The organism is Catenulispora pinistramenti (assembly GCF_018274385.1).
Taxonomy (GTDB): Bacteria; Actinomycetota; Actinomycetes; order Streptomycetales; family Catenulisporaceae; genus Catenulispora; species Catenulispora pinistramenti.
Map to the genome: position 1 here is coordinate 1 of NZ_JAAFYZ010000181.1, position 23,166 is coordinate 23,166.

The window sequence follows — 23,166 nt, forward strand, 5'->3', positions numbered from 1 at the left end:
CCCCCGCAGCGACGAAACGAAGGCAGGAGAAGGCGCAACCGTGGCGGACGTCCGTTTCCTCGACGCCACAAGGGTGTTCCACGGGGCCTGGCGGCCCGCCGTCGACGGGGTCAGCCTCGACGTCCGCGACGGCGAGCTGCTGGTCCTGACCGGGCCCTCCGGCAGCGGCAAGACCACGCTGCTGCGGATGCTGGCCGGGCTGGAGCCGATGGACCGGGGCAGTGTGCTGATCGGCGGCAAGGACGTCGGGCGCACCGCCCCGGACAAGCGCGGGGTCTCGATGATCTTCCAGGGCTTCGCGCTGTTCCCGCACCAGAGCATCCGCGAGAACATCGCGCTGCCGCTGACCATGCGCAAGAACTCGGCGAAGTCGGCGGCGGCCCGGGTGCAGCAGGTCGCAGAACTCTGCGGCATCGCGGACCACCTGAACAGCAAGCCGGACTCGGTCGGCTACGACGTCCGGCAGCGCGCCACGATGGCCCGGGCGATCGTGCGCCGGCCGGAGGTGGTGTGCCTGGACGAACCGCTGGCCGGCTCGGGCGTGCCGCTGATGATGCGCGGCCGCTCGCCGATCGCGGCGTTGCAGCGCGAACTGCGCATCACGACGCTGTACGCGACCTGCAGTTCGATCGACGCCTGGACGATCGCCGACCGGATCGCGGTCCTGGACAGCGGCCGCGTCCAGCAGCTCGGCACCCCGGCCGAGGTGTTCGACAAGCCGGCCACCATCGCGGTGGCGCAGTTCCTCGGCCAACCCGGCATGAACCTGGTGACCGCCGCCGTGTCCGACGGCGTGGCGCGCGTCGGCGGCCTCGCGGTCGCCCTCACCTCAACGCAAGCCTCAACGCTGACCGGCCGCCGGGTGGTGATCGGCATCCGCGCCGAGGACTTGGCGATCGGCGCCGAGGCCGACGGCATCCGCGCCACGACCGTCCTGGTCCGTGACACCGGCCGCGACTACCTGGTGACCGCCCGCATGATGGTCGACGGCGAGGAGAGCGACCTGGTGGTGCGGCACGCGAGCGGGCCGGTGCCGGCCAAGGGGGAGAGCGTGGTGCTGGGGGTGCGGGCCGGGGCGGCACTGCACTTGTTCGACGCGGGGAACGGCGTGCGGTTGCCGGACTGAGGGCTCGGGGGCCTCAGCCGAAGACCCAGTGGTTGGCGGAGAACGGCTGTCCGGCGAAGGTGATCTCCTCGGGGCCGAGCAGCTGGAAGCCCAGTGAGCGGCAGATGCCGTTCGAGGGGCCGTTGGCCACGCCGGGGAAGGCGTGGACCGGGCCCCAGCGGCCGTCGGCGTGGGCCGCGTCCAGCACCTCGCGGACCGCCTGTTTGGCCAGGCCCCGGCCCTGGTGCTCGGGCAGGACCATCCAGCCGATCTCGGAGAACGTGCCGGCGTCGCCTTCGTGCTGCCAGAGCGTGACCGTGCCGGCCACGGCTCCGTCGACGACGATCATCTTGATCCAGGAGATGTCCGCCTCGGCCTCGTGGACGTCCTTGGCGACCTTGGCGTCGATCTCCTCCCGGGGCCGAGCTCCGCCGAGCTCGGCCATCATCGCCGGGTCGCAGCGCATCCGCACGTAGGCGCCGACATCGGTGAGTCGGACATCGCGCAACAGCATCTAAGCTCCCTGTCTTGATCACCGTTGGATAACGCCCGCAACGCCCCGCGCACCGCGGCTCGTCGTTATCCAGCATGACCGCACCCCGTCTCCTGCTCCGCCGGGCGGTGCACCAGCGTGCCATGCTCGCCGCCGCCGTGGCGGTGCTGATGCCGGCACTCATCCTGGTCACCCTCATCGGTTTGCACGCTTCGGCGGTGCGGACGGCTTCGGTGCGCAGTGCGCTCCAGGCTATGTCGCCGGACACCCGGACGGTGCGTGCGGTCTACGGATCCGGAACCGAGTGGCAGGCGACGCCCGATCAGCGCACCGCGTTCTTCGCGCAGCTGCACGCACGGGTCGCCGCCGCGTTCGCCGGGGTAGGGGCGCAGGTGGACACCACCGTCGTGTCCGGGCCGTATGTGCTGCTCGATTCGGGCCTTTCCAGCACCGATTCCGTCGCGTTCTGGTCCGGCGACGCGCTGAAGGACAAGGCACGGCTGCTGCGGGGGCAGTGGCCGAGCGCGGCCGCGTCGTCCGCCGACCCCTTCCCGGCCGTCGTCTCCCAGCAGACCCTCGCCGGCCACCACTGGAACCTCGGCGACACGGTCCGTACCCGCTCCGGCTGGGAGGCCGCCAGCAACCTGACGTACCGCATCGTCGGCGTCTACCAGCCCGTCAACCCCGCCGACGTGTTCTGGCTGCACGACGGGGATCAGGCCGCTGTCTTGGTCGACCCCTCGGTCACCGCCCGCCCCGACACCGTGCTGGCGCAGGCCGCCGTCGCCGCGACCCCGGACTCCACCGGGTTCCCGGCCGACCGGCTCCCGCAGTTTGCCAGCCAGCTGGCGACCTTCGACGCCTGGGTCCCGACCACGTCCTCCCCGGACGGCGACTTCGCCGCGTCGCTCGATGACCAGCTGGCGCCGCGGATGAGCGCGCTGGTCGGGGTGACGGTGGTCAGCGTGCGCCTGGAGTGGCTGGTGGCCGCGGAGCTCGGGGTGCTGTCGGTGGCCGCTCTGGCCCAGATCGCGCGGGCCCTCGCCGACCGTCGGCACGCCATGGACGGCCTGCTCCGCGCTCGCGGCTCCTCCATCCACGCGCTTGGCAGGGTGCAGATAGTGGAAGGCTTGGCCCTCGCGCTGCCCTGCGCGCTGCTGGCGCCATGGGCGGCCCGCTGGCTGGAGCGGCGGATGGGAGCGACCTGGGCGCACGGGGATTCCGGCGTCGCCAGCGTGCTGGACAGCGCGGACCGTATCCAGACCACGCAGTGGGTGGTCGCCTTTATCGGTGCGGTGCTGGCCGCTGTCCTGCTCGGCTCGGTCGGCACGCGCTCGGCCCTCACCTACAGCACGGTCGCCCGCGTCCGTCGCCGCTCCACGCTGCGCGGCACCTTGCAGCGGGCCACGATCGATCTCGCGGTGCTGGCGTTCGCGCTCGCCGCGCTGTGGGAGCTGTTCCAGGCCGGTGACGACGCCTCCCGCACCGGCGCGCTGCCCTGGCCGCAGGTCTTGGCACCCGCCGTCCTGCTGTTCGCCGGGGCGCTGATCGTTCTCCGGCTCCTGCCGTTCATCGCCGCCCCGGCCGGCCGGTTCGCCGCGCACGGCAGGGGCGCGCTGGCCGCGCTGGTCGGCTGGCGCCTCGGCCGCGCGGCCCGGACCCAGGCCCTGCCGATGGCACTCCTGGTCGTCGCGGTGGCGATCGGTGTGCAAGCCAGTGTTCTGCTGTCCTCTGCCGATCGCTCGGCCGCGGACCAGGCCGGATTCGCGGTCGGCGCCGACGTGCGGGTCGCCGGGCTCGTATCCACCGGACCGGAGACGCTGCACGCGCTGGCGGCCGAGGCTGGCACGGGCAAGGGATTCGCCGCCCTCCGCGCGCCCTACCGCATGGTCCGCGCCGATCAGGCCGCCACGACCGACGGCCTGGACGAGACCACGCCGACCGCCGACGTGCTGGGTCTGGACCCGGCCCGCTCTGACGGCGTCCTCGTTTTCCGGAGCGACTTGGCGGGCGGCAAGAGCTGGCCGCGTATCAGTTCTCTGTTGACCGGCGACGGCTGGGACGCACACGGCTTGGTCGGGGTGTCACTGCCCGGCACACCGACCCGCTTGTCCGCGGACCTCACGTACACCCCCGGTACCGACGCCACCTGTACGGACGGTCCGCTTCAGGTGACCGCGCACTTCACCGACGCCTACGGCTTCCCGGGCTCGGCGGTCCTCGGCACGATCGCCGCGCCCGACGGCCTCGTTCACACGCTGTCCGGGCCGTTGATCGGCAGCGGCAAGAACGTCGCCTACCCGATCAGCATCAGTGCCCTGTCGGTCACGTCCGCGACGGTGTGCCCGATCGGGCGCGTGAGCGTCGGCGTCCTGCACGCTGACGGCCAGCCGGTGAGCCTCCCCGCCGGCCTGGGTTTCGTGGCTCCCGCCTTGTCCACCGACGCCAACCTCGCCGCCACCGACGCCGGCGTCCAGGCAGGCGCCGCCGTGCAGCCGGTCGAGCTCCTGGAACTCACCCAGACCGGCAAGCCCGGCCCGCTGATCGTTCCCGCGATCGCCACTGAGCACCTGCTGGCCGAGCTGGACAAGCGCGTCGGCGACACCTTCGCCACCGGGGCCTTCTCCCAGCCGGTGATCCTGCGCTTCGTCGCCTCGATCGCGGCGGCTCCAGCGACCGCGGGCGGCGGCCAGGACGCGGTGCTCGTGCCGATCGGCCTGCTGGACCGCGAGGCGGAGCGGGCTGCGGCCGGTCCGGGCCAGGCCGGGCAACAGCGTGCGCCACTGAGCGGCGAATGGTGGGCCGACACAGCCGGTGGCGTCTCCGCGTCCAGCCTCGCCGACCGATATCGCAGCACTCTGACCGACGCGCACCTCTCGCAGCCCGCGACCGTGGACGACCGGGCTACGGAGGAGAGCGCGCTACGGGAGTATCCCTTCGCCGCCGGGTTCAGCCTGACGCTCAAACTCGGTTCCCTCGCAGCACTCGCATTCGTCCTGCTCGGCCTGGCCTTGCACACCGTCTCCACGGTGCGTGAACGGGCCCGAGAACTGGCGGTGCTGGACGCCCTCGGCCTGACCCGGCGCCGTGCGGCCCTGCTGCTGTTGGCCGAACAAGCCGGCGTCGCACTGCTCGGTGCCCTGGCCGGGCTCGGTCTGGGCGCCCTTGCCCTGCGATCGGAGTTCAAGCTCATGGTGTTCACGCCGTCCGGCGCTCCGCCGACGCCGCCGCCGGTCCGCGTCTACGACTGGCCGACGCTGGGCCTGGCCGGGGCGGCCGCGGCGGTGTTCGGGGCGCTGGCCGTGCTGCTCACCTATGCGCTCAGCGAGCGGGCCTCGTTCCGTGCGGAGGTGAACTGATGCGGCGGCTGCGGTGGTGGGCCGAGACCACGCGGGTGCGCGGTGCGTTGGTCCTGTTGGCCGTCTTCGGCGCGGCCACGGCTGCTACGGCGGCTGCGGTGCCGTACCAGATCAGCCGCTCCGACCGGGCGATCGTCAACGACTCCGTCGGCGGCGCGAGCAGCCTGGACCGCGATATCACGCTGGTCGCTCCCAGTACCGACCAGTACAGCAACGACTTCATGAAGTCTGTCGCGTCCCAGTCGCGGGCCGCTATGCCGCGTCAGCTGTCGGGGCTGTTCAGCGCGACCGATATCAGCGTCGTGAGTTCCGGCGAGTTCCCGATCATGGAGGCCGACGGGCCGTTCAAGGGGCCGGACAACATGTTCGTGCACCTGCGCGCGGCCGCGGTGCTCGGCTACGAGAGCCACGTCCGCTTCGTCGCGGGCACCGCGCCGAGCGCCCCCAGCCACGTCAACTTCACCAGGGGCGATCCGCCGACCGCCACGGTGACCGGATCGGCGGCGATCAGCAAGGCCGCCGCCGACGCTCTCGGCCTGCATGCCGGGTCGGTGGTGACCACGGTGGGCAGCTTCGGGGGCGGTCATGAGGTGATCCGGTACACGATCACCGGTATCTACGTCGCCGAGAACTCCTCCGACGATGTCTTCTGGCGCTACGCCAACCACGCGCAGGGCTTGGGCCTGGGCTCCATCTGCGGCTCGGACCTTCCCGACGTCGGCTATGTGGCCGATCCCACGTGCGGCCAGCCGCCGGCCGTTTGGCGTTTCGACCTGCTGGTGCCCTCGGTCGCCGATGTCGATGCGATGGGGGTGATCCCGGGCACCGGACAGAACAACACGGCGATCGAGTACGTGATCGATCCGTCGCGGGTCCAGGTGTCGGGCCTCGCGGTGCTGCAGGACGCGGTGCACAGGCTGGTGGTCGGGGGATCGGGGCTGAGTCTGCGGGACCCCGGCGGTCACGCGTTCCCGCTGGCCGCCAAGACCCGGCTCGACGTGCTCGCCGGTCACGCGCTGACCGTCGAGCGGCAGGCGCGGGTGCTGGACTATGTCGTGCTCGGGGCGGCGTTGGCCGGGGCGCTGGCCGCGTTCTTCCTGATGGTGCGCACGGTGGTCACGCGGCGGTCGGCCGAGATCGTGCTGTGCAAGGCGCGGGGTGCGGGGCCGGCGCGGTTGGCGTCGCGGTTCGCCGCGCAATCAGGGGCCGTGGTGGCCGGGTCTTCGGTCGCCGGCGTGCTGATCGCCACGGTCGCCGGCGTGGCCGCGGGCGGAACGTTTCGAGCCTGGACCGGTGCGGTGTTGTTGACGCTGGCCGGGTCCGGCGCCGTCTCCCTCAGGGTTCTGGCTCACGACGACCGGCCCGGTCCGGCGCGCCGTGATCCTTCCGAGGCCGATGCCACCGCGCGGATCCCCCGGCTGGTGCGCGACATCGCGGTGCCGCTGGGGGCCGCGGCGGCCGTCGGCATCATGCGGACGCGTGGCGCACGGAACGGATCAGGGTCCTTCGACTGGCTGGCGGTCGCGGCCCCGGCGTTGCTGGCGTTCGCCGCGGCCCTGGTGGTGGTGCGGGCGGTGCCGGTGCTGTGGTCGGTGCCGGTCTCACTCGCGCGGCGCGGGCGGGGGACGCTGACGTTCGTGGCGACCGCGTTGGCCGGCCGGCGGGTGCGGGTCCTGGCCGCGCCGTTGGCCGGGCTGGTGGTGGCCACGGCCGCCGCGACGTTCGCCGCCCGGCTGGATTCGTCGGTGACGCAGGGGGTCCGCGACGACGCGTTGTACGCGGTCGGCGCCGGGGCCCGGGTCGAGGCGGTCCCGGATCCGTCGACGATCGTGCTGAACAGCGGCGCCCGGGTGTCGCTGCCCGACGGATTCGCCGCTCGGGCCGCCGCCCTGCCGGGGGCGGGGCAGGTGATGAGCGCTTTCGTAGGGGCGGCAGGGATTTCCGGCGCGTCCGCGGCTCCGGCGAACGTCGGGGTACTGGTGGCCGATTCCGGTGCGCTGCGTGCGCTGACGGACCGGGCCGCCCGCGAGTCCGGGGGACGGTCCGGGCGGGTGCCGGCGTACTGGCCGATGACGCCGAGCCGGCCCGGGACGGTGACCGCGCTGGTGTCGCCGGGGCTGGCGGGACTGGTCGGGACGCATGCCACGGTGGCGTTGCCGACCGAGGATGTCGAGGTGGACTTCGTCGCCGCTGCCGATCTGCCCACCGGGTCGGTGATCGGGGGCGAATACGGGCCCGGATACGTGGTGCTCCCGTCGGATCAGATGGGGGCCAAGGCGGTGCGGCCCAACGCGCTCTGGGTGACCGGCCATCCGGATATCAGTGCCCTGCGCGCGTTGCCCGGCGTCCAGCCCTACTTCCTGCTCGCGTCCTACCCCCAGGTCCGCGCCGCCGGTTACGCCGACGGCCGCACCGCCGCCGCCCACGCCGTGCTGCGCATGGCCGAGCTGCTGTCGGTCGGCTTCGCGCTGCTGTGCCTCGTGCAGACGATGGCCGGGACACGGAGCGCGGCGCGTGACAGTGCTCTGCTGCTGCGAATCTATGGTCTTTCTGAAACGGGGGGTCGGCTGCTGGGTCCCGCCGTTACGCTGCCGCTGTTGGTCCTGGCGGCAGCCGGCGGCCTGGCGATGGGGACGGCGCTCGCGCCGCTCCTGGGTGCCCAGGTCCCGGGCACGCCGAGCGACGGGTGGCTGGTACCCGTCGTCGGCGCGGCGGTGCTGTGCACCGTCGGCGGGACCGCGCTGGAGGCCGCGCTGCGGCGCCGGGAGCGGGTGTCGGTGCGACTGCGCGCGGCCGAGTTCGAGTGACGGGTCCTAGGGGGGAAGGAGTAGTCATGGCACTGGTGTGATGAGACGCGACTGATTTCGTCCGTCGAAAGAAGAGGGCAGGCAAGGCAACAAGGCCGGCTGCGGGGCGAAGCCTTCGCGGCGCGGTGTTGCTTGCGACGGCGGTCGCGGTGGTGCTCTGGGCCCGGGACCCGTGACCCGGGATCAGGTGCACGCCGCGCCGCCGGTCGTGGGGAGTGCCCAGGCTGAATTCGGGGTATGACTACCGGGTACCATCGGAGGCGGAGATGACGCTGCCCCTGTACCCCAACGCCGCTCGGTGAGCAGGCGACACTCTGGCAGCCGGGGGGCTCCGCCTCGGGGGGACGGTACGAGGTACCGCCTGTGTTGGTGCGGCGGCTTCGGCGATCTCCGCGATCTCAGGTGATCCAGGTGTGATCCCGGTGATCCCGGGGAGCTCAACGAATCTCGGTGCGCCAGCCCGACGCGGGCCCCGGCGCCGTACTTCACCGCACAGCGCCGGGGCCCGCGGTCAAACCTCGTCGGCGAGCATCCCGGGGAGTTCGTCGAGGCTGGTGAGGGAGAAGTCGGTCTTGGCGACCAGATCCGGGTGGTCGCCGTGGATCATCCCCCAGGGGCCTCGGCGGATGAAGGCGGTGCGCAGGCCCGCGCCCCAGGCGGGGCGGAGGTCGTTGTCGAGGCGGTCGCCCACGTACAGGATGGCGCCGGCGCCGCGCAGCGGGCCCCGGCCCTGGGCCCGGGACACGTCGTCGCAGACTTCGATGACCTTGGCGAAGAAGGCGGGGTCCGGTTTCTCCAGGCCGCCCCACATGCCGGAGGTGGTCACCAGGTGTACCGGCAGGTCGAGCGATTCCAGGATGCGGTGTGAGGCGGTGGTCTGGTTCGCGGCTATCAGGACCAGGTAGCCGGCTTCTTTGAGGGCGGCGAGGGTGCGGCGGGCATCGGGGTACAGGTCGCGTTCGGCGTAGCCTTCGGGCCGGCCCGCGATGGTGCGGGCCCGGCGTTCGGCTTCGAGGTCGAAGCCCGGACGGAAGTACTCGAAGGCTTCCAGGTGCGGGCGGCCGGCGGCGATGACCGCCCCGAACACCGCGGAGAACGTGTGGCGGGGGACCCCCAGCCAGTCGGCCCAGTTGTGGTACTCGATGCTCTCGTCCACCAACGTCTCCCCGACGTCGAAGACGACCGCGTCTATCGTGCGTGACTTGCCCGGGATGTGCATGCTCAGGGTTCCTTCCACGGGACGCTGCGAAAGCGTCAGACAGCTCCCCATTCCAAGCAGTGCCCGAGGGGCGGGTGATGGCATTTGGATGGTGGTTCGACGGTCGCGATTCTAGAGCCGCGCATCGGGGAAAGGGGCCGCGCTATTGGAAAGTCATGCCAACGGGTTACGGCGTGGGGGTGGCGTGAACGGGATGTGGTGGGGACGTCGCTGTCAGTTCGCCGGCACGAGATGTGCCGTACCTCGGGCCGCTTCGAGCTCGGCGTCCAGGGCGGCATCCAATGCCAAAGCCGCCCAGATCACGCCCAGATGCGTGAAACCCTGCGGATAGTTCCCGATCTGTTCGCCGTCCGGCGTCAGCTCCTCGGAGAACAACCCGGTCGGGCCCGCGTGGCCGAGGAACTTTTCGAACAGCTCTTGCGCCCGCTCCACAGCGCCGCCCTGAGCCAGCGCGACGTAATACATCATCGTGCACAGGTCGAAGCTCGACTCGTCGCCGGCCAACCCGTCGCTGTACTCGCTCAGCCGGTAGCGGTGGCACAGCCCGTCGTGGACCAGGCCCTGCTCGATCGCGGCCAACGTGCTCGCCCAGCGCGGGTCGGCCGGCGAGAGGAAGCCGACGAACGGCATGAACAGGATCGCCGCGTCCATCGCGCCGTCGCCGTAGCTCTGCACATACGACTGCTGCTTCTCGTCCCAGCCCTGCGCGTTGATCTCGGCGGCGATCGAGTGCGCCATGACCGCCCACATCCCCGCGTTCTCGTGCGTGGGTGCGATGCGGAGCCCGTATTCGAACGCGACCCAGCACATCACGCGGCTGTAGGTGAAATCGCGCCGCCCGCCCCGGGTCTCCCAGATCCCCTCGTCGGGGCGGGCCCAGTTCTCGACCAGCCAGTCCAGCAGCCTGCTGACCGCGGCCTGGCCCTCTGGGCTCTGGAGGTGGTCGGTAGCCGAGAGCGAGTAGAGGAATTCACCGTAGACGTCGAGTTGCAGCTGCTCCGACGCGCCGTTGCCGATGTGGACCGGCGCCGACTGGCGGTAGCCCTCCAGGTGCGGCAGTTCCGTCTCGACCAGATCCGACGTCCCGTCGACCCGGTACATGATGTGCAGCGCCTCGCCCAGCGGCGTCGGCCCCTCGGCCAGCCGGTCGGTGACCCAGCGCGCGAACGCCTCGGCCTCGTCGTGGAAGCCGAGGTCGAGCAGGGCGCGCGAGGTGAAGGAACCGTCGCGGATCCAGGTGTAGCGGTAGTCCCAGTTACGCGGGCCGCCCACCTCCTCGGGCAGCGCCGTGGTGGGGGCCGCGACGATGGCGCCGGTGGGGGCGTGGGTGAGGAGCTTGAGGGTGATCGCCGAGCGGTGCACGGCGTCCGTCCAGCGGCCGCGGTACGTGCACTCGGCCAGCCAGCCGTGCCAGAAGATGAGCACTTCCTCCAGCGAGCGCTCCACCTCGGCGGCCACGTCGGGCTGCCAGCCGTCCGGCTCGTCGAGGTCGGCGACCAGGATGAACGCGGCGGCCTCGCCGGGACCGAGCAGCACTTCGGCGGTCGCCGCGCCGGCGTGGGCGGGGTCGACGCCGGAACCGTCGGTGCCGCCGGAGACCGTCAGCGGCGCCGTCGAGAGCAGGCTCAGCGTCCGGTCCGGACCGGAGAAGACCGCGACCGGAGAGCCGCCGAGCCGTACCGATTTGATCGTTCCAGAGGAGAGGCCGTAGTCGAAGCGGGGGCGGCAGTCGACGGAGAACTGGACGTCGCCGCTGACCGCGCGCACGATCCGGTAGAGCATGGTCGCGCCCGTCGCGCGCCCCTGCGCCGGGGCCGCGGTGCGGGAGGCGCGCGCCTCCTCCGGGACCATGAAGTCCACGACCTCGCCGACCGCCCCGTCGGGTGTCTCGAACCGGGTCACCAGCACCGCGCTGCGCGGCACGTAGGACTGGCTCGACGTGGCGCCTTCGACCCAGATCCGGAACGCCCCGCCCCGCTCGCTGTCCAGCACGGCACCGAAAACGCTCGGTTCGTCGAACCGTCCCGGGCAGAACCAGTCCACGGTGCCGTCACCGGCCACCAGCGCACAAGTGCGCAGGTCACCGATGAGGCCGTGGTCGTCGATGGCGGGGTAGGCGGCCGGGAGGTTGGTCATGCGTAGACCTTATATTCCGGCGGGCCATTCTCCGGACAGGATCGGGGATGCTGGGAGATATCGAAATGGCGTGGGTCCGGGCCCGGTTCGATATCGCCCAGCCGGCCCTCAGTGCGGCAGCGCGCTGCCCGCGATCCAGGCGCTCCAGCTCAGGTTCCAGTCGCCGAACCCGTTGTCGGCGCGCACCGTGTCCTTGGAGTTCACCACGGTCACCGGGTCGCCCGGGATCACCTGGTTGAAGAACCACTGCGCGTCGTCGGTCGACATGCCGATGCAGCCGTGGCTGCCGTTGACGTTGCCGAACTTGCCGGCGTTCCACGGCGCGGCGTGCACGAAGGTCCCCGACGGGGTCAGCCGGACGTCCCAATACACGTTCGGGATGTCATAGGCGTTCACGCCGAATATCCCGACCGTGTTGGAATTCATGCTGATGTCCTGGTCCTTCTCCAGCACCACCATGGTGCCGTTCCAGGTCTCGAATCCGGGCTTGCCGGAACTGGTCAGCAACGTGGTGGTCTTGCCGCCGGTGACCACGGTCATCTTCTTGGTGTCGGCGTCCATGGTCGCGATCAGCGAGCGGCCGATGGTGAAGGTGACGTCCCGGTTCTGCTTGCCGTACAGGCTGCCGCTCTTCACGCCGTCCAGGCGCATGTGCAGCGTCACCTTGGTACCCGGGGCCCAGTACTGCTGCGGACGCCAGTCCACCCGCTCGGAGCCGAACCAGTGCCAGGAGCCGGCGACCGGCGGGTTGGCGGTGACTGTCAGCTGCTTCTCCACCGCGGCCTGGTCCGGGATCGGCTTGTCGAACGTTATCGACACCGGCTGGGCGATGCCGTAGGTCGTGCCGGGGTCCGGTGTGTAAGTGCCCGCATATGTGTTGTCCGGTGAGGCGGTCGAGAACTGCGACGTGACCGTCTGCGCCTTCCCGTTGTCGCCCATGGCGATCGCCGTCACCTTGTAGGTGTGGTCGATGCCGACCGGGTTCGCGGACGTCCAGGACGCGCCCGAGGGGTCCAGCGTCCCGTCCACCGCGCTGCCGCCGGACAGCTGCGCGGTGACCGACGTCAGCTTCCCGTTCGCCACGCTGACCTGGATCTGCGAGGACGGGTCCACGCCGGAGGAGTTGCCCGCGGGCTTGATCACCACCAGGGCCGGGGCCGTGCTGGTGGACGCCGAGCTCGACGGTGAGCTCGCAGAGCTCTGCGAAGCGCCGCCGCTGCCCGCCGCTGAAGGAGAGGCCGAAGACCCGTTGGCCACCGGGGCCGCCGTCGCCGTCTTCTGGGAATTCCCGCCCCCGCCACAAGCAGCGGTGGTCAGGCCTACCACGGCCACCGCGACGGCGAGCTTGTGCAGTCTACGCATAATCGCCTCCTGTGCTCGATCCTATAACTGCCTGATACCAATGGCGACGTAGCCTGCGGGTGAACCGTTAGGTTTTCCTTAACCACGGGGAGGCAGAGGAGAAGCGAAAGCCGACTGCCTATCGGGACCGATCTAGAGGGGGCTCCTGGATGACGCTCGCCGCCACCGGACATCCGCCGACCCAGGCCGTTGCGGCCGCGGGTGCGGCGCCAGCGACGCCGGGGGAACCGGCCAGATCCGCCAGACCGCGTACGGACCGGCGTTTGGCGCGGATCCGTGTGGTCCTGGTTGTCGGCGCGCTCCTGTTCGGCGCGGTGGGCATCTACGGGGTGCAGGTCCGGACCGACGGTGCGAACGACGCCAAGACGCACAGCGGGGTCCTGATCGAGCAGGCCGAGCAGATCTACCACAGCCTCTCGGACGCGGACGCCACCTCGACGACCATGTACCTGCACGTCGGTGAGGCGCCGGCGAACCTGTTGCAGCAGTACAACACGGACCTGCAGAACGCGCAGGCCGCGCTGCTGGCCGCCACCAAGGAGGCCGGCGGCGACGCCGTGGCCGTGAAGGCGCTGGACCAGATCGCCACTCAGCTGCCGCAGTACGTCAAGCTGAACGCCACCGCGGCGGCCGACAACCTGATCGGCTATCCGGTCGGCTTCCGGTACCTGCTTCAGGCCTCGAACCTGATGCAGGGGACCAGCGCCACGGCCACCGCCGGGCCGACCGGGATCCTGCCGTGGGCCCAGAACCTCACCGACACCGAGGCGAAGAACCTCTCCGCCGCGGAGGGCACGGCCAAGCAGTTCCCGGTGCCGATGCTGGTGGTCGGCCTGCTGTTCCTGGCCGCGCTGGTAGTGGTCCAGGTCCAGGAGTCCCGGCGGACCAACCGGGTCTTCAGCCCGGGTCTGCTCGCCGCCACGGCCGCACTCGTGGTCGCGTTCGCCTGGACCGGCCTGGACATCGGGGTCCAGAACGGCCACGAGGACAAGGCCAAGACACGCGGTTCGGACCAGGTGAGCGTTCTGGCCACGGCCCGCATCCTGTCGTTGCAGGGGCGGACCGAGGAGATGCTGACGTTGGTCGGCCGGGGCACCGCGGACGACCAGGAGACCGACTACGCCGGCGTGACCGCGGCGAACGGCACGTACACCCCGGGCACCGAGGCGGATCTGGCCACCGCCTTGCGCCAGGCGTACGAGCTCGCGACCGACGCCACCGGGTCCAAGCTGGCCGCCGCCGCGGCGACGGACGAGGAGGCCTGGCACACCCAGCACCAGGCGCTGCGCGGCTTCGACGCGCAGAACCAGTACGAGAAGGCCGTGGACTCGGCGCTGGGCCAGCACGACTTCGCGACCGCGGCCAGCGCGGCCAAGTCCTTCAACGCCTTGCAGAACGATCTGGCCCAGGCCATCACGCATGCGGAGACCTCCTTCGGGGCTGAGGCCAAGGACGGCGCCGGGGCCGTGGCCGGGTTGGAGATCGGGCTCGGGGTGCTGGCGCTGCTGATGGCGGCGGCGGTGGTCCGGGGCCTGGGCCGGCGGATCGCGGAATACCAATGAGGGGGCGGGGGATGACCACGATGAACGGCAGGCGACACCGCGGGTTGCGGACCGGCGGGGTGGCGGTGGTCGTGGCGGCTGTCGCGCTCAGCGCGGCGTGCAGCTCCCCAGGGGGCGCTTCGAAGGCCGTGATGCCCCGACCGGGTCAGGACGTGGCACCAGGCGGTTTGCCCAACGCTCCGAAGGCACCGCCGACGCCCTGCGGACCGTCGGCGACCGCGGCCGCGTTGAACGCGCTACCGGGCCCGAACGATCCGGTAGCCCCCGGCGGCACCCTGGACAAGATCCGCAAGCGCGGATTCCTGATCGCCGGCATCGACGTGAACACCGAGCTGTTCGGCTACGACCCGCAGCACAACAACAACCCGCAGGGCTTCGACGTCGACATGGCCAAGGCGGTGGCCCGCGCCATCTTCGGCGCCGACGGCCACATCCAGTTCCGCGTGGTCACCCTGGCCGACCCGACGACCGGCGAGTTCGCGCAGCTGCACGCCGGGAACATCGACCTGGCCGTGGAGACCACCACCATCACCTGCGCGCGGATGGAGGGGGCGAACCGGATGAACTTCTCCAACCCCTACTACACCGCCCAACTCCGGCTGCTGATGCCGCTCGGCGACGACGGCAACCCGCAGAAAACGTCCCTGGCCCAACTGAAGGGCACCGGCACGAAGGTCTGCGCGACGCTGAACTCCACCCCGGTCGACATCATCAAGAAGACCCTCGGCGACTCCGCGGCCGTCCAGGTGCCCAACGCCCTGGACTGCCTCGCAGACTTGCAACAAGACCAGGTCGGCGCGATCTACACCGATGACGCCCTGCTGCGCGGCATGGCATCGCAGGACCCGCATGTAGCGATGACCACCGCGCCCGGCGGGCAGGACCAGCCATACGGCATCGCCACGAACTTCGACCCGAAGACGCCGAACGACCTCACACCCTTCGTGAACACCGTGTTGGCGAACATGATCCAGGACCCGGGTCCGAACGGCTGGCGCTCACTGTTTGCAAAGGATTTGGGTTCACAACCCGGATCCCTGCCGGTGATCCCACCGGCGTACCCTCTGGGGAGTTAGCCGACCTGATGGGACGGGCAATAGAGTCCAGGCAGACAGGCATGGGGGGAGCAAGAGCACGACCGTGACGACGATGTGGACCCGGCAGGCGATCGACGCCGCGATCGACCGCCGCGCCCTGGAACGCTCGGGGGTGTCGGCCGGCCTGCTGGAACTGGACGACCACCCGGGCCGGCGGCTGCTGGACGGCGCCAAGCTGACCGGCGCCACCGCCGAGGCCTGGGCGAAGGCGTCGGCCGAACTGGCCGGGCTGTGGACCGTTTTCGAGGCGTACCAGCAGGTGCTGGACCGGGTCTCGACGATGCGCGGCGGCCCGAAGACCAAGCTGGGCGACCGGGAACTGGCGGCCATGGCCGCCCTGCTGACCGGCCGCTCCGTCGAGCTGCCCCGGCAGGCCGTGCCGTTCGAGCGGCGCGGGCTGCTGGATCCGGCCAGCACCCAGGACCTGCTGACCCTGGACGAGGCCGTGGAGTCCATGGCCCGGACCTACGACATGGTCAAGAAGGTCGCGGTCGACGCCGAGAACGCGTGGAACCGGCTGCTGGAACCGCTGGACGACCTACAGGCCAGGGCACGGGCCGCCCGTGCCACGGCCGACCAGGTCGGGGCGGGCGGCGATCCGGTCTTCGACCGGCTGGCCGGGATCGAGAAGCAGGTCTCCGACCTGCGGCGGCAGGCGCTGACCGACCCGCTGGGCATGGTCAGCGGCGCCATGGCCGCCACGCCGGCCCGGGTGGCCGGACTGCTCGGACAACTGGCCGACGTGCGGACCGAACTGGACCAGGCGCTGGCCGCCCGGACCGAGTTCGATCAGCGGATGGCCGGGCTGCAGGACGTCATCGTGCGGATCGCGCGGGCCGAGGCCGAGGCCGAACAGGTCCGGGTCACCGTCCGGGAGAAGATAGCCGCACCGAAGCTGCCGCCGGCCTCGGCCGCGGCCGCGCATCTGCGCGGCAAGGTCGCCGAGCTCGAACGGGAACGATCGGGCCAGTCCTGGACGTTCCTCGGCCGGAACTTGTCGGCGCTGGAGAAGAACAGCCGCCTGATCCTGGAGAACGCGCAGAAGCGGATCGCGCAGATCCGGGAACCTCTGGACCGGCGGGACGAGCTGCGCGGGCTGCTGGAGGCCTACCGGGCGCGCGCCGCCCGGCACGGCGTCGCCGAGGCCCCGGCGCTGACCGCGCTGTACCAGTCGGCACGGGACCGGCTGTGGTCCGCGCCGTGCGACCTGACGGCGGCCGAGGCCGGGGTGCGCGAGTACCTGGCGGCGGTCGGCGCGGCGCTGCCGAGCATGTCATAGGTCTGGTGTGCACTAGTGAGCGGGGGCGAAACCGAACACACCGGACTCGATCGGAATCTCTACAGGGCTCCACAAGGGTTTTACAGGGGAGAGGGAAACACCAGTGACCGCCTGTCTTGAGCCGGGCTGCGACGGGACCATCGACGCCGACGGCTACTGCGACACCTGCGGTACCGCCGCCGCGGCGGCGGCGCAGAGCGCGCCGCGCGCCGGGGCCGGCCAGGCCTCGTCGCGTACCGCGAACTCGGCGCGCACCAGCAGTTCCACGCGTTCCACGTCCACGTCGGCCTCCAGCCGCAACTCCACCTCGGTGTCCAGCCGCACCCGCGGCACCCGGGGCGGCAGCTCCGGCCGCTCGCGCCGGGGCAACCTGGGCGCCGGGCTGATCGAGGTGCCGCCGGTCCCGGCCCGGGACCCGATGACCGCGATCATGGCCAACCCGATGGTGCCGGAGAACAAGCGGCGCTGCTCGAAGTGCAACGCCGAGGTGGGCCGCGGCCGGGACGGCCAGCCGGGCCGCACCGAGGGCTTCTGCCGCAAGTGCCGGACCGCGTTCTCCTTCGAGCCCAAGCTGAAGGCCGGGGACAAGGTCGGGCAGTACGCGGTGCTCGGCTGCATCGCGCACGGCGGTCTGGGCTGGATCTACCTGGCCAAGGACGAGAACGTCTCGGACCGCTGGGTGGTCCTCAAGGGCCTGCTGGACTCCGGCGACGCCGACGCGATGGCCGCCGCGGCCGCCGAGCGCAAGTTCCTGGCCGAGGTGAACCACCCCTCGATCGTGCAGATCATGAACTTCGTGCAGCACCCGGACGCCAAGACCGGCGCGCCGGTGGGCTACATCGTCATGGAGTACGTCGGCGGCAGTTCGCTCAAGCAGATCCGCGACGAGTACCGGGACTCCGCCGGGCAGGCCGGCCCGCTGCCGGTGGCGCAGGCCATCGCCTACGCGATCGAGATCCTGCCGGCCTTCGGCTACCTGCACAGCCTGGGCCTGGTCTACAACGACTTCAAGCCGGACAACATCATCCAGTCCGAGGAGCAGCTCAAGCTCATCGACATGGGCGGCGTGATCCAGATGGACGACGAGGACTCGCCGATCTACGGCACCCGCGGCTTCCAGGCCCCGGAGATCGCCGACGGCCCCTCGGTGGAGTCCGACCTGTACACCGTCGGCCGCAGCCTGGCGGTGCTCACCAGCCTGGACACCCGGACCTACCAGAGCACCTACCTGGACGAGCTGCCCTCGACGGACGTGGTGCCGTTGTTCGGCCGGCACGAGTCGTTCTACAAGCTGCTGCAGCGGGCCACCGACAAGGACCCGGACATGCGGTTCGGCTCGGCCCAGCAGATGGCCGAGCAGCTGACCGCGGTGCTGCGCGAAGTGCTCTCGCTGGATGAGAACAAGCCGCATCCCGGCGCCTCGGTCATGTTCGGGCCCGAGGTCCGGGTGCCGAGCACCACCGCGGCGGTGCCGGACCCGTGGGCCGTGGCGCAGGCGCTGCCGGTGCCGCTGGTGGACCGCGACGACCCCGGCGCGCAGTTCCTGGCCGGGCTCGGCGCGCTGGACCTGGCCGACCAGCGCCGGGCCCTGGAGAACTCGCCGCTGTTGGGCAACTCCCAGGAGATCCAGCTGCGCCTGGTGCTGGCCGCCGCCGCGGTCGGGGACTTCGCCGGCGCGGTCGGGCTGCTCGACCGGTTCGAGAACGACAACGGCGGCGACTGGCGCACCTTCTGGTACCGCGGCCTGATCCAGCTCCAGGGCGGCCAGCTCAGCGAGGCCGTGGGGATGTTCAACGCGGTTTACGACGCGCTGCCGGGCGAGGCGGCGCCGAAGCTGGCGCTGGCGGCCTGCGCCGAGCTCCAGGGCGACTTCGTCACCGCGAGCCGTTACTACGACACGGTTTGGCGGACCGACCCCGGCTACGTCAGCGCCGCCTTCGGTCTGGCCCGGGCGCTGCTGGGCACCGGGCAGCGCGGCGCGGCGGTGGCCGCGTTCGGCGCGGTCCCGCAGACCTCCACGCACCACACCGCCGCCAACGAGGCCGCGCTGCGCGCCCTGCTGGCCGGCCGGGACAACGACCTGACCGGCGCCGACCTGGCCGGTATCGACAGCCGCTACAAGTGGCTGGCCGAGCGGCTGGATCCCGAGCACGCCAACCTGCTGGCGCTGGAGGTGTTCCAGACCGCGGGCCGCCGGCTTCAGATCCAGGTGCCGCAGGACCTGCGACCGGGCCAGAAGCTCATCGACCGGGACGTCGACGAGCGCTCGCTGCGCCTGGGCATGGAGCACACCTACCGCTCGCTGGCCCGGCTGGCCACCGACAAGGGCAAGCGCATCGAGCTGGTCGACCAGGCCAACGCGGTCCGTCCCAGGACCCTGATATGACGGTCGGGACCGCGGTCGGGACGGGCCCCGGCACGACGACGGCCGGACAGGAGGCGGACACCGCCATGGCACTGCAACTGACGTGTCCCAAGTGCGGGGCGAAGGACCTGGAGGCCGACCAGGCCTCCCGGTTCTGCGAGCAGTGCGGGTACGAGCTGGCCGAGGCGGTGACCGGGGACGAGGAACCCGGCACCGAGGAGAGCGCCAAGCCGTGCGTCTCCTGCGGCGGCACCGGGATCGACGCCGAGGGCTACTGCACCGACTGCGGCGATCTGCAGCCGCGCCGCCGGGACCGGATGGAGGTGGACTTCAAGGCGGTCGCCGGGGTCAGCGACCGCGGCCTGCGCCACCACCGCAACGAGGACTCGATGGCGCTCGGCCCGGCGTTCGGGCCCGACGGCCGGACCCTGATGATCGCGGTGGTCTGCGACGGGGTGTCCACCTCGGAGCGGCCGGACGAGGCCTCGGCGTCGGCGGTCAAGACCGCCGCGAAGCTGCTGCTGGCCGCGATCGCCGGCGGCGCCCCGGAGGGACCCGGGCGCCAACTGTCGCGCACCGGGCCGGTGGAGACGGCGGTCATGGAAACGGTGCCGGACACGGTGCCGGAGACGGTGGTCGCCGAGACCGTCGATCCCGAAGCCCCGGTGGCCCAGAGCGTGCCCACCGAGCCTTCGACGGCCGAGGAGGTCGGGGCCCAGACGCCGGCCGAGACGTCAGCCGACGGCGCCGCGCCGCGCCGGGTCCAGCGGGCAGACCTGCGCGCCGTCTCCCGGCAGGCCGTGATCGACGCCGACCACGCGGTCTCCGGCCTGGCCCGGGACGCCGACCACGGCAACCCGCCGGCCTGCACCTACGTCTCCGCCGTCGTCGACACCGACGTCACCTTGGCCTGGCTCGGCGACAGCCGTGCCTACTGGCTCGACGAGCGCGGCACCTCCCGCGCCCTGACCCGGGACGACGCCGAGGAGGGCTCGCACGCCATCGAGGCCTGGCTCGGCGCCGACTCCGGCGGTCCCGAGCCGCACCTGGCGAGCTTCACCCCGGACGGCCCCGGCGTGGTCCTGGTGTGCAGCGACGGCCTGTGGAACTACGTGGAGAAGGCCGCGGATCTGGCCGCGATCGCCCTGCCCGGGGCCCTGACGGACCCGTTCACCGCGGCGAAGGCCCTGGTCCGCCGGGCCCTGTCCGACGGCGGGCACGACAACATCACCGCGGTGCTCGTCCCCTATCCGGTTCAGCCGCCCGCCGAGGGCGTCAGCACGACAGGAGTGAGTAGGCAGCCATGAGCCAGTACCCGGACTTCGCCTTCGAGATCAACCAGAACGAATATCTCGCCGAGGGCGCACGCGAGGTGCACGCGGTGGTCACACTGACCGCCACCTCGGCGACCGGCGGCGCGGCGGCGTCGGCCTACGGGGCCCCGGCCCCGGGCGCCGGCAGCGAGCGGGTCGAGGTCATCATCATCGACTGCTCGGGGTCCATGGACTACCCGCGCACCAAGATGATGGCGGCCAAGGAGGCCACCAAGGTCGCCATCGACACGCTCAGCGACGGCACCTACTTCGCGGTGGTGGCCGGCACCGAGGGCGCGCGCGTGGTCTACCCGACCGGCGGCCACCTGCTGCGCGCCGACTACCAGAGCCGCGCGGCGGCCAAGGACGCGGTCTCGCGCCTGCACGCCAACGGCGGCACCGCGATGGGCCGCTGGCTGGGCCAGGCCGGCCGGATCTTCGACGCCCACCCGAACGCGATCAAGCACGCGATCCTGCTCACCGACGGCAAGGACGAGTCCGAGACCCCGGCCGACCTGGCCCGCGCCATCCAGGCCAGCATCGGCACCTTCACCGCCGACTGCCGCGGGATCGGCGAGGACTGGGAGGTCGCCGAGGTGCGGAAGATCGCCGACGCGCTGCTGGGCACCGTGGGCATCATCCGCGAGCCGGAGCGGCTGGCCGAGGACTTCCGCGAGATGACCGCGAACTCGATGGGCAAGGAGGTCGCGGACGTCGCGCTGCGGCTGTGGACGCCCAAGGGCGCGGTGGTCCGGTTCGTCAAGCAGGTCAACCCGACACTGGCCGACCTGACCGGCAGGCGCGCGGACGGGGGCAACCCGCTCACCGGTGACTACCCGACCGGCGCCTGGGGCGCGGAGAGCCGCGAGTACCACATCTGCGTCGAGGTCGAGCCCGGCAACCTGAACACCGAGAAGCTGGCCGGCCGGGTCACGCTGGTGGCCAAGGACAGCAGCGGCGCCACGGCGCTGGGCGAGGGCAAGATCCGGGCGATCTGGACCAACGAGGAGGAGAAGACCGGGCGGATCAACGGCCGGGTGGCGCACTACACCGGGCAGGCCGAGATGGCCTCGGCCATCGAGGAGGGCGCGGCCGCCCAGGAGGCCGGCGACCTGGCGACCGCCACCGCGCGCCTGGGCCGGGCAATGGACCTGGCGCTGGAGTCCGGGCGCGAGGACACCGTCAAGATGCTGCGCAAGATAGCCGAGGTCGACCCGGACACGCAGCGCGTCTTGCGGGCCAAGTCCAAGTCCGATGTCAACAAGGGCGACGTGATGGAGGCCGTGCTGGACTCGACCAAGACGGTGCGGACCAACAAGCGGACCGGCAGCTCGGGGAGCTGACGATGGCGACCAGTAAGGCAGGGGGACGATGATGGCCACGTGTCCGGACGGGCACCAAACGGTCGCGACCGATTACTGCGACGAGTGCGGCTTGTCGATGAGCGGCCCGGTGCAGGTGTCGGATCCGGTCTCGAGCGCGGGGACGGGCGGCGCGGCGTCGGCCTACGGCTCGCCCGGCGACCCGTGCCCGAACTGCCTGATCCCGCGGCAGGCCGGCGACACCTTCTGTGAGGCCTGCGGCTTCCCCTTCGACCAGGAGGGGAGCATCGGCACCGGGGTCTGGCCGGGCCCCGCGACCGGCGGCACCACCGGCACCGGCCCGGTCGGCGGCGATCCGGCCCCGGGCCCGATCGGTGGCGGCGACCCGAACCCGACGCCCGGGCCCCAGGACCCGGATCCGGGACCGGTCTTCACCGGCCCGGTCATCATCGACCCGGTCGAACCGGTCGGCGCCCCGGCCTCCACCACCGGCTGGATCGCCATCGCCAGCGCCGACCGCGCCTACTACGACGCGGTGGTCGCCGAGGGCGAGATCGACCCGGCCGCCTACCCGTTCCCGCCGTACTGCCCGGAGCGCGAGTTCGCGCTCGACGGCGACACGGTGCGCGTCGGCCGCTCGGGCAAGAAGGGCAACGTCGAGATCGACCTGACCGGTCCGCCCACCGACCCCGGCATCTCGCACCTGCACGCGGTGTTCCAGCGGCGCCCGGACGGCGGCTGGTCGGTGGTGGACCTGGAGTCGACGAACGGCACGGTGCTCAACGACGACACCGCGCCGCTCCCGCCGAACCAGGCGTTCCCGGTCGAGGCCGGCCAGCGGGTCCATGTCGGGGTGTGGACCACTCTCACGCTGATCCAGCGGCCCTGAGGCACTGAGGTTGTCAGGGCCGGAATAACCGACCCGATCGAAGGTCAAGGACGGCCGCCGGTGCCGGAGCGTCGAGCCCGGCACCGGCGAACCCGTCCACGTCCGCCAGCCAGCGGCGGCTCCGGCGGTTACTGAGCGAGCTGTCGCCCGCCGTTGTCGTTGGCCGCGGCTATTGCTTGTCGCGCTTGCGGACGGTGTCCACCCACAACGCCGCACCGCCGGCGGCCGCGAGCACGATCAGGATGATGCCGAATACGGTCCCGTTCATGAAAAGCAGCGCTCCCCTCTCGCTTACCGAACAAAGGTAGCGAGAGGGGAGCGATAGAGCGAGCGACCTTCGGAGCTAGTGCCGTGTCAGGCATGCTTTGCCCGGTCGTTCGCGACGGAGTTCGTGACGGAGCTCATGACGGAGTTCATGACGCGCTGGTCGCCGGACGGGATCCGTTGTCGGCTGGTGTTGTGGGCCGGGTTGCGGTTTGTTTGTGGGTTTCAAAGCTTTTTACGGCCTTCGGTTATAGGTGTGCCGGTTCGGGGTTCGGGTCGGCGAGTCGTGTTTGTCGGCTGCCGGTTTCCGCGTTCACAACCCCGCCGCACCTCAGGCCTCTTCAACTCCAGCAAGTCCGGGCAAGGGCACAAGCAAGATCAAGAGCAAGATCAACGGCACAGGCCAGATCAACAGCAAGATCAAAGTCAAAACCATGGTGAAGAGCCGGGCCTCCGGCGGGCCTCGACAACCTCAGGGAAACTAGCGCGGTTCCCTCGGGTGGCCGGGTCGGTCTCAGCGGCGGCGGCCGGTGAGGTGGTGCGGTCCGTTCCCCTCGGTCGCGTCGTCAGCCCGGGGGGTACAGCACCGGTGTC

The 23,166-nt window shown here is 71.4% G+C and carries 14 protein-coding genes; 10 read left to right on the forward strand and 4 right to left on the reverse strand.

Going from position 1 to position 23,166, the window contains the following annotated elements:
- Nucleotides 1-40: 40 nt before the first annotated feature.
- A complete protein-coding gene (locus KGQ19_RS36140) occupies nt 41-1,126 on the forward strand; it encodes an ABC transporter ATP-binding protein (RefSeq protein WP_212017745.1) in 1,086 nt (361 codons plus the stop codon).
- A gap of 13 nt (nt 1,127-1,139) precedes the next feature.
- Here KGQ19_RS36140 and KGQ19_RS36145 read toward each other — a convergent pair whose 3' ends face one another.
- Nucleotides 1,140-1,619 carry a GNAT family N-acetyltransferase gene (locus tag KGQ19_RS36145; protein WP_212017747.1) on the reverse strand — a complete coding sequence of 160 codons (480 nt, stop codon included), beginning with the start codon at nt 1,617-1,619 and terminating at the stop codon, nt 1,140-1,142.
- A gap of 74 nt (nt 1,620-1,693) precedes the next feature.
- Here KGQ19_RS36145 and KGQ19_RS36150 point away from each other — a divergent pair, with 74 nt between their 5' ends.
- The gene (locus KGQ19_RS36150; RefSeq protein WP_212017749.1) at nt 1,694-4,957 is read left to right on the forward strand and encodes an FtsX-like permease family protein; all 3,264 of its coding nucleotides are present in this window, start codon (nt 1,694-1,696) and stop codon (nt 4,955-4,957) included.
- Entirely contained in the window at nt 4,957-7,764 is a 2,808-nt protein-coding gene (locus KGQ19_RS36155; protein ID WP_212017751.1) for a hypothetical protein, read from the forward strand. The genes KGQ19_RS36150 and KGQ19_RS36155 overlap by 1 nt, the downstream gene beginning before the upstream one ends.
- Nucleotides 7,765-8,275: 511 nt before the next feature.
- Here the strand turns inward: KGQ19_RS36155 and KGQ19_RS36160 are convergent.
- The 3 genes from KGQ19_RS36160 to KGQ19_RS36170 all read right to left on the reverse strand — a co-directional run bounded on the left by KGQ19_RS36160 (nt 8,276) and on the right by KGQ19_RS36170 (nt 12,481).
- Nucleotides 8,276-8,983 carry an HAD family hydrolase gene (locus KGQ19_RS36160; protein WP_212017753.1) on the reverse strand — a complete coding sequence of 236 codons (708 nt, stop codon included), beginning with the start codon at nt 8,981-8,983 and terminating at the stop codon, nt 8,276-8,278.
- A 213-nt stretch (nt 8,984-9,196) separates the two neighbouring features.
- Nucleotides 9,197-11,119: a glycoside hydrolase family 15 protein gene (locus KGQ19_RS36165; RefSeq protein WP_212017755.1), complete on the reverse strand. Its 1,923-nt coding sequence runs from the start codon at nt 11,117-11,119 to the stop codon at nt 9,197-9,199.
- Nucleotides 11,120-11,227: 108 nt separating this feature from the next.
- Nucleotides 11,228-12,481 carry a L,D-transpeptidase gene (locus tag KGQ19_RS36170; protein ID WP_212017757.1) on the reverse strand — a complete coding sequence of 418 codons (1,254 nt, stop codon included), beginning with the start codon at nt 12,479-12,481 and terminating at the stop codon, nt 11,228-11,230.
- Nucleotides 12,482-12,744: 263 nt separating this feature from the next.
- Between KGQ19_RS36170 and KGQ19_RS36175 the strand changes: the two genes are divergently transcribed.
- From KGQ19_RS36175 to KGQ19_RS36205, 7 genes are all read left to right on the forward strand, one after another.
- Entirely contained in the window at nt 12,745-14,043 is a 1,299-nt protein-coding gene (locus KGQ19_RS36175) for a GlnX family signal transduction membrane protein (protein ID WP_212017759.1), read from the forward strand.
- 11 nt (nt 14,044-14,054) lie between these two features.
- On the forward strand, nt 14,055-15,119 hold the full coding sequence (locus tag KGQ19_RS36180; RefSeq protein WP_212017761.1) for a glutamate ABC transporter substrate-binding protein: 1,065 nt from the start codon (nt 14,055-14,057) through the stop codon (nt 15,117-15,119).
- Between the two features lie 64 nt (nt 15,120-15,183).
- A complete protein-coding gene (locus KGQ19_RS36185) occupies nt 15,184-16,419 on the forward strand; it encodes a hypothetical protein (RefSeq protein ID WP_212017763.1) in 1,236 nt (411 codons plus the stop codon).
- 103 nt (nt 16,420-16,522) lie between these two features.
- Entirely contained in the window at nt 16,523-18,805 is a 2,283-nt protein-coding gene (locus KGQ19_RS52230) for a serine/threonine-protein kinase (RefSeq protein ID WP_307856609.1), read from the forward strand.
- Nucleotides 18,802-20,091, forward strand: a complete 1,290-nt coding sequence (locus KGQ19_RS36195; protein ID WP_212017765.1) for a protein phosphatase 2C domain-containing protein — start codon at nt 18,802-18,804, stop codon at nt 20,089-20,091. Before KGQ19_RS52230 ends, KGQ19_RS36195 begins: the two co-directional genes overlap by 4 nt.
- Entirely contained in the window at nt 20,088-21,440 is a 1,353-nt protein-coding gene (locus KGQ19_RS36200; RefSeq protein WP_212017767.1) for a VWA domain-containing protein, read from the forward strand. The genes KGQ19_RS36195 and KGQ19_RS36200 overlap by 4 nt, the downstream gene beginning before the upstream one ends.
- A gap of 28 nt (nt 21,441-21,468) precedes the next feature.
- Complete coding sequence (locus KGQ19_RS36205; RefSeq protein WP_212017769.1) at nt 21,469-22,308, forward strand: FHA domain-containing protein; 840 nt, start codon at nt 21,469-21,471, stop codon at nt 22,306-22,308.
- The last annotated feature ends 858 nt before the right edge of the window (nt 22,309-23,166 follow it).

Bases quoted from the DNA above. Each gene is read 5' to 3' on its own strand.
- KGQ19_RS36150 (WP_212017749.1), top strand. From the start codon at position 1,694: ATGACCGCACCCCGTCTCCTGCTCCGCCGGGCGGTGCACCAGCGTGCC.
- KGQ19_RS36155 (WP_212017751.1), top strand. From the start codon at position 4,957: ATGCGGCGGCTGCGGTGGTGGGCCGAGACCACGCGGGTGCGCGGTGCG.
- KGQ19_RS36200 (WP_212017767.1), top strand. From the start codon at position 20,088: ATGAGCCAGTACCCGGACTTCGCCTTCGAGATCAACCAGAACGAATAT.
- KGQ19_RS36145 (WP_212017747.1), bottom strand. From the start codon at position 1,619: ATGCTGTTGCGCGATGTCCGACTCACCGATGTCGGCGCCTACGTGCGG.
- KGQ19_RS36165 (WP_212017755.1), bottom strand. From the start codon at position 11,119: ATGACCAACCTCCCGGCCGCCTACCCCGCCATCGACGACCACGGCCTC.
- KGQ19_RS36160 (WP_212017753.1), bottom strand. From the start codon at position 8,983: ATGCACATCCCGGGCAAGTCACGCACGATAGACGCGGTCGTCTTCGAC.
- KGQ19_RS36205 (WP_212017769.1), top strand. From the start codon at position 21,469: ATGATGGCCACGTGTCCGGACGGGCACCAAACGGTCGCGACCGATTAC.
- KGQ19_RS36180 (WP_212017761.1), top strand. From the start codon at position 14,055: ATGACCACGATGAACGGCAGGCGACACCGCGGGTTGCGGACCGGCGGG.
- KGQ19_RS36170 (WP_212017757.1), bottom strand. From the start codon at position 12,481: ATGCGTAGACTGCACAAGCTCGCCGTCGCGGTGGCCGTGGTAGGCCTG.
- KGQ19_RS36195 (WP_212017765.1), top strand. From the start codon at position 18,802: ATGACGGTCGGGACCGCGGTCGGGACGGGCCCCGGCACGACGACGGCC.